Genomic DNA, 7,707 nt, shown 5'->3' with positions numbered 1-7,707 from the left:
GCCGGGGTCCGGCCGCCCGCGACTGCCGTCACTCGCCCGCGACCGCCGGCCCACCCGACGGCCGCCGGCCGCGCCGCCGCTCGGCCCATACCCGCAGCCGGTCCATGTACAGGTAGACGACCGGCGTCGTATAGAGCGTCAGCATCTGCGACACGATCAGGCCGCCGGCGATCGCGATCCCGAGCGGCGCGCGCAGCTCGGCGCCGTCGCCGCTGCCGAATGCGAGCGGCAGCGCGCCGAGGAGAGCGGCCATCGTCGTCATCATGATCGGCCTGAAGCGCAACAGGCATGCCTCGTGGATCGCGTCGAACGACGATTTGCCGCGATTGCGCGTCGCATCGATCGCGAAGTCGACCATCATGATCGCGTTCTTCTTCACGATACCGATCAGCAGGATCACGCCGATCAGCGCGATGATGCTGAACTCGGTCTTGAACAGCAGCAGCGCGAGCAGCGCACCGACGCCGGCCGACGGCAGCGTCGACAGGATCGTGATCGGGTGGATGTAGCTCTCGTACAGCACGCCGAGCACGATGTAGACGGCCATCAGCGCCGCGAGGATCAGGATCGGCTGGTCGTTCGTCGACTGCTGGAATGCCTGCGCGGTGCCCTGGAAGCTGCCGTGGATCGTCGGCGGCATGCCGATCTGGCCCATCGTCTCGTAGATCGCCTGCGTCGCCTGCGACAGCGACACGCCCGGCGGCAGGTTGAACGAGATCGTCGTCGCGACGAACAGGCCCTGGTGGCTGACCGCGAGCGGCGTCGTGCTCGGCCCGAACGACGCGATCGCCGATAGCGGCACCATCGTCGACTTCGACGTCGACACGGCCGCACCCGACGACGCGCTCGACTTGCCGCTCGCCGCGATCGAATTGAGCGCCTGGTTGCGCGCGGAATCGGACGCGATCGCGGCGGCGCTCTGCGCGGCCGTGCCGGCGCTCGACGTGCCGGCCCGCGTCGCGACGTAGGTGCCGGCCGCCGCGTTGGTCGTCTGCGCGCCGCTCGCGCTGCCGCCCGACGTGCTGACCCAGACCTGGTTCAGCATCTCCGGGCTCTGCCAGTATTTCGGCGCGACCTCCATCACCACGTGATACTGGTTCAGCGGGTTGTAGATCGTCGAGACCTGGCGCTGGCCGAACGCGTCGTACAGCGTGTTGTCGATCTGCGCGGGCTTGATGCCGAGCCGCGCGGCGGTCGCGCGGTCGATCGTCACCATCGCCTCGAGGCCGCCCTGCTGCTGGTCGGAGTTCACGTCGACGAGCTCCTTGCGCTTCTGCAGCGCTTCGGTCAGCAGCGGCCCCCACTTGTACAGCTCGGGGGTCGAGTCGCCGAGCAACGTGAACTGGTACTGCGCGTTGCTCTGCCGGCCGCCGACGCGGATGTCCTGCGCGGCCTGCAGGAACGTGCGCGCGCCCGCGACGTCGGCGAGCGGCCGGCGCAGCTGCTGGATCACCTGGTCGGCCGACAGCTTGCGCTCGGTGCGATCCTTCAGCGTGACGAACATGAAGCCCGAGTTGGTCTGCGAGCCGCCCGTGAAGCCGGCGACGCTCTTCACGTTCGGATTGCCCTGCACGATCCGCATCATCTCGGAGAACTTCAGCTTCATTGCCTGGAACGACGTGCTCTGGTCGGCCTGGATGCCGCCGACCATCAGCCCCGTATCCTGCTGCGGGAAGAAGCCCTTCGGCACGACGATGTACAGATAGACGTTCAGCCCGACCGTCGCGACGAGCGTCAGCAGGATCAGCAGCGGATGGCGCAACGCCCATGACAGCGAGCGCTCGTAGCCGCGCTGCAGCGACGTGAAGCCATGCTCGAGGAAGCGCGCGAAGCGGCCCTCGGCGCGCTTGTCGTGCACCTCCGGCAGCAGCCGCGCACACATCATCGGCGTGACGGTCAGCGACACCGCGAGCGATACGGCGATCGCGAGCGACAGCGTCAGCGCGAACTCGCGGAACAGCCGCCCGACGATGCCGCCCATCAGCAGGATCGGCAGGAACACCGCGACCAGCGACAGGCTCATCGACAGCACCGTGAAGCCGACCTCGCGCGCGCCGTCGAACGCGGCCTGCAACCTGGGCGTGCCGTTCTCGATGTGGCGCGTGATGTTCTCGAGCACGACGATCGCATCGTCGACGACGAAGCCGGTCGCGACGATCAGCGCCATCAGCGACAGGTTGTCGATCGAGAAGCCGAGCAGGTACATCGCGCCGAACGTGCCGATGATCGAGATCGGCACCGCGACGCTCGGGATCAGCGTCGCGCGCCAGTTGCGCAGGAACAGGAACACGACCATCACGACGAGGCTGACCGCAATCAGCAGCGTGTGCTCGGTGTCCTTCAGCGACGCGCGGATCGTCGTCGACCGGTCGAGCACGGGCGTCACCGTGATGTCGGCGGGCAGCGCGGCCGTGAGCTGTGGCAGCGCCGTGCGCACGCGGTCGATCGTGTCGATGATGTTCGCGCCGGGCGAGCGGTACAGGATTACGAGCACCGCGCGCTTGCCGTTCGCGAGGCCGAGGTTGCGCAGGTCCTCGACGGAATCGACGACGTCGGACAGGTCGGCCAGCCGCACGGCCGAGCCGTTGCGGTACGCGACGACGAGGTCGCGGTATTGCGATGCGTCCGATGCCTGGTCGTTCGTATAGAGCTGGAAGCGCTGCGGGCCGAATTCGATCGCACCCTTCGGGCTGTTCGCGTTCGCCGACGCGAGCGCGGCACGCACGTCTTCCAGCCCGATGCCGTAATGGAACAGCGCCTGCGGCTCGAGCTCGACGCGCACGGCCGGGTTCGCCGAGCCGCTGACCGACACCTGGCCGACGCCTTCGACCTGCGACAGCGATTGCTGCAGCACGGTCGATGCGGCGTCGTACAGCTTGGCGGCCGACATCGTATCGGACGTCAGCGACACGACCATGATCGGCGAGTCCGCCGGGTTGACCTTGCGGTAGGTCGGGTTGCTCTTCAGCGACGCGGGCAGGTCCGCGCGCGCGGCGTTGATCGCCGCCTGCACGTCGCGCGCGGCGCCGTCGATGTCGCGGTTCAGCCCGAACTGCAGGATGATCCGCGCATTGCCGACCGTGCTCGTCGACGTCATCTCGGACACGTCGGCGATCGAGCCGAGGTGCCGCTCGAGCGGGCTCGTCACGCTGGTCGCGACGGTCTCCGGGCTCGCGCCGGGCAGCGACGCCTGCACCAGGATCGTCGGGAAGTCGACCTGCGGCAGCGGCGATACGGGCAGCTTGATGAACGCGAACAGGCCCGCGAGCGCGACGCCGAGCGCGAGCAGCGTCGTCGCGACGGGCCGGGTGATGAAAGGGCGCGAGAGGTTCATTGACTCATGCACCCGTTATGCATCCGTGCGCGGGCCGGCAGCGGGGCCGTGGCGTTCGAACCAGCCGCGCACGCGGCGCGCGAGCGAATCGAAGCCGAGGTAGATCACGGGCGTCGTGAACAGCGTCAGCACCTGCGACACGATCAGGCCGCCGGCGATCGCGATCCCGAGCGGCTGGCGCAGCTCGGAACCGGCGCCGGAGCCGACGATCAGCGGCACCGCGCCGAGCAGTGCGGCGAGCGTCGTCATCAGGATCGGCCGGAACCGCAGCAGGCACGCCTGGTAGATCGCCTCGCGCGGCGGCTTGCCTTCCGCGCGCTCGGCCTCGAGCGCGAAGTCGATCATCATGATCGCGTTCTTCTTCACGATGCCGATCAGGAGCACGATGCCGATGATGCCGATGATGTCGAGGTCGTGCCCGGTCAGCATCAGCGCGAGCAGCGCGCCGACGCCGGCCGACGGCAGCGTCGACAGGATCGTGATCGGGTGGATGTAGCTCTCGTACAGCACGCCGAGCACGATATACATCGTGATGATCGCCGCGAGGATCAGGAACAGCTGGTTCGACAGCGACGCCTGGAACGCGAGCGCCGCGCCCTGGTAGCGGGTCTGGAACGACGGGGGCAGGCCGATCTCCTTCTCGGCCGCGTCGATCGCCTTCACCGCCTCGCCGAGCGACGCGCCCGGCGCGAGGTTGAACGAGATCGTCGTCGACGGGAACTGCGACAGGTGCGACACGAGCAGCGGCGACGGCCGTTCGTGGAACGTCGCGATCGATGCGAGCGGCACCTGGCCGCCGCTCGCGGACGGCAGGTAGAGGTCGTTCAGCGACTGCGCATAGTGCTGTTCCTTCGGTGCGGACTCGAGAATCACGCGGTACTGGTTCGACTGCGTGAAGATCGTCGACACGATGCGCTGGCCGAACGCGTCGTAGAGCGCGTTGTCGACCGTCGCGGGCGTGATGCCGAAGCGCGCGGCGCTCGTGCGGTCGATCTCGACGTATACCGACTGGCCGCTGTTCTGCAGGTCGGTCGCAACGTCGGCGAGCGACGGCTCCTGCTGCAGGCGCGCGACGAGCTTCGGCACCCAGGTCGCGAACTCGTCGGGGTTCGGGCTCGTCAGCATGAACTGGTATTGCGTCGGGCTGACGGTCGAGTCGATCGTCAGGTCCTGCACCGACTGCATGTAGAGCGAGATGCCCGGCACGTGCGACACGCGCTGCTGCAGGTCGCGGATAATCTCGGCCGCCGTCTCCTTGCGCTGGTCGCGCTCCTTCAGGTTGATCAGCATCCGCCCGCTGTTCAGCGTGATGTTGGTACCGTCGACGCCGATGAACGACGTCAGGCTTTCGACGTTCGGATCCTTCAGGATCTCGGCCGCGAGCTGCTGCTGGCGCTCGGCCATCGCACCGTACGAGATCGACTGCGGCGCCTGCGTGATCGCCTGGATCACGCCGGTGTCCTGCGCCGGGAAGAAGCCTTTCGGCACCAGCACGTAGAGCAGGCCCGTCAGCGCGAGCGTCAGCACCGCGACGACGAGCGTCGAGCGCTGGCGGTTCAGCACCCATTCGAGCGCGACCGCGTAGCGCGCGATCACCCAGTCGATCGCCTGGTGCACGCGCGCCTCGAAGCGGTGGCTCTCGGGCGGCGGCGAGTGGCGCAAGAGCTTCGCGCACATCATCGGCACGAGCGTCAGCGACACGATCGCCGAGATCACGATCGTCACCGCGAGCGTGATCGCGAACTCGTGGAACAGGCGTCCGACCACGTCGCCCATGAACAGCAGCGGAATCAGCACCGCGATCAGCGACACCGTCAGCGAGATGATCGTGAAGCCGATCTGCTTCGAGCCCTTCAGCGCTGCTTCGAGCGCCGAATCGCCTTCCTCGACGTAGCGCGCGATGTTCTCGATCATCACGATCGCGTCGTCGACGACGAAGCCGGTCGCGATCGTCAGCGCCATCAGCGACAGGTTGTTCAGCGAGAAGCCGGACAGGTACATCACCGCGAGCGTGCCGATCAGCGACAGCGGCACCGACAGGCTCGGGATGATCGTCGCGTACACGTTCGCGAGGAACAGGTACATCACCAGCACGACCAGCACGACTGCGAGCCCGAGCTCGAACTGCACGTCGCGCACCGCGGCGCGGATCATCGTCGTGCGGTCGGTGACGACGCGCACGTCGAGCGCGGTGGGCAGCGATTCCTGCAGTTTCGGCAACTGCGCCTTGATCGCGTCGACCGTCTGGATCACGTTCGCGCCCGGCTGGCGCTGCACGTTCAGGATGATCGCCGGTTCCGAGTCGACCCACGCGCCGAGCTTGGTGTTTTCCGAGCCGTCGATGATCTTCGCGACGTCGGTCAGCATCACGGGGCGGCCGTTCTTGTACGCGACGACGGCGCTCTGGTACTCGTCGGCGCTCGTCAGCTGGTCGTTCGCGTTGATCGTGTACGCGCGCGTCGGGCCGTCGAAGTTGCCCTTCGGCGTGTTCACGTTCAGGTTCGAGATCGTCGTGCGCAGGTCGTCGAGGTTCAGCCCGTACTGCGCGAGCGCGGTCGGGTTCGCCTGGATCCGCACGGCCGGGCGGTTGCCGCCCGACAGGCTGACGAGGCCGACGCCCGCGACCTGCGAGATCTTCATCGCGAGCCGTGTGTCGGCGAGGTCCTGCACCTGCGTGAGCGGCAGCGTCTTCGATGTGACGGCGAGCGTCAGCACCGGCGCGTCGGCCGGGTTGACCTTCGCGTAGATCGGCGGCGCGGGCAGGTCGGACGGCAGCAGGTTGCCGGCCGCGTTGATCGCGGCCTGCACTTCCTGCTCGGCGATGTCGAGCGGCAGGTCGAGCGAAAACTGCAGCGTGATCACCGACGCGCCGGCCGAACTCTGCGACGACATCTGGTTCAGCGACGGCATCTGCCCGAACTGCCGTTCGAGCGGCGCCGTCACCGACGACGTCATCACCTCGGGGCTCGCGCCCGGATAGAAGGTCTGGACCTGGATGGTCGGATAGTCGACTTCGGGCAGTGCCGCGAGCGGCAGGAAGCGCAGCGCGACGAGGCCGGCCAGCATGATGGCCGCCATCAGGAGGGCGGTGCCGACTGGCCGGAGAATGAAGATGCGGGACGGATTCATCGGGCAGCCCGCGCGTTATTGGGCGGGCGCCTGCGATGCGCCGCCGTGATGCTGGCCGCGGTGGCCGCCGCCTTTCGTGCCCGATGCAGCCGATGCAGCCGATGCGCCTGATGCGCCTGATGCTGCGTTCGCGCCATGCGTACCCGACGCGCCTTTCGGCTTGTCGGCCGGGATCGTGATCTTCGAGCCTTCGCGCAGGCGGTCGGAGCCGTCGGTGACGACCCGCTCGCCGACCGTGACGCCGCTGACGATGCTCGTACGCTCGCCGTCGACCGGGCCGATCTTGACCTTGCGCACCGTCACCGTGTCGTCCGGCTTCACGATGTAGACGAACTGGCCGATCGAGCCGGTCAGCACGGCCGAGGTCGGCACGATCGTCGCGTCGCGGATCACGTCGACGAGCAGCCGCGTGTTGACGAACTGATTCGGGAACAACAGGCCTTCCTTGTTATCGAAGGTCGCGCGCAACTTGACCGTACCGGTGGTGGTATCGATCTGGTTGTCGAGCGTCGCGAGCGAGCCGGTTTCGAGCGGGGTCGTGTTGCTGCGGTCGTATGCGGTCACCGACAGCTTGCTGCCCGCGTTCACCTGCTTGACGATCGACGGCAGGTTGTCCTCGGACGTCGTGAAGATCACGCTCATCGGCTGCAACTGCGTGATCACGACGATGCCGTTCGTGTCTCCCGGCGTCACGTAGTTGCCGGGATCGACCTGGCGCAGGCCGACGCGGCCCGACACGGGCGCGGTGATGCGCGCGTAGACGAGGTTCAGCCTGGCCGTATCGATCGCCGCCTGGTCGGTCTTCACGGTGCCTTCATACTGCTTGACGAGCGACTTCTGCGTGTCGACCGTCTGCGATGCGATCGAATCCTGCGCGAGCAGCGTCTGATAGCGCTTCAGGTCGAGGCGCGCGGTCGCGAGCAGCGCCTCGTCGCGCGCATGCGTGCCTTCGGCGTTTTCGAGCGCGTTCTGGTAGGGGCGCGGGTCGATCTGTGCGAGCACATCGCCCTTGTTCACGAGCTGCCCTTCCTGGAACGCGACGGACTGCAGGTAGCCCGAAAGCTGCGTCTTCACCGTCACGTTCGCGAGCGGCGTCACGGTGCCGAGCGCGGACAGCACGATCGGCATCTCGCCGTGCGTCGCGGACGCGACCTGCACGGGCTGCGGCACGTTCGCCATCGCGGTGGGACCGCCGCGGCCGCTGCGGCCGCCGCCGGCGGCGGCCGCCGGTCGGGAGAGCGGCG

At 67.8% G+C, this 7,707-nt stretch carries 3 protein-coding genes; all 3 read right to left on the bottom strand.

Translation table 11 applies throughout. The features are described 5' to 3' along the window. Positions 1 to 28 precede the first annotated feature (28 nt). Positions 29 to 3,334: an efflux RND transporter permease subunit gene (locus G3N94_RS38400; protein WP_205799427.1), complete on the bottom strand. Its 3,306-nt coding sequence runs from the start codon at positions 3,332 to 3,334 to the stop codon at positions 29 to 31. Between the two features lie 15 nt (positions 3,335 to 3,349). Then, on the bottom strand, positions 3,350 to 6,463 hold the full coding sequence (locus tag G3N94_RS38395) for an MdtB/MuxB family multidrug efflux RND transporter permease subunit (protein ID WP_205799426.1): 3,114 nt from the start codon (positions 6,461 to 6,463) through the stop codon (positions 3,350 to 3,352). A gap of 15 nt (positions 6,464 to 6,478) precedes the next feature. Then, on the bottom strand, positions 6,479 to 7,707 hold a 1,229-nt coding region (locus tag G3N94_RS38390; protein ID WP_205799425.1), incomplete at its 5' end, for an MdtA/MuxA family multidrug efflux RND transporter periplasmic adaptor subunit.

The sequence above is a fragment of the Burkholderia sp. Ac-20353 genome (assembly GCF_017104785.1).
In the GTDB taxonomy this organism is placed as follows: Bacteria; Pseudomonadota; Gammaproteobacteria; order Burkholderiales; family Burkholderiaceae; genus Burkholderia.
Note: the sequence above shows the minus strand (reverse complement) of the source record. Positions and strands in the feature narration are given on the sequence as shown.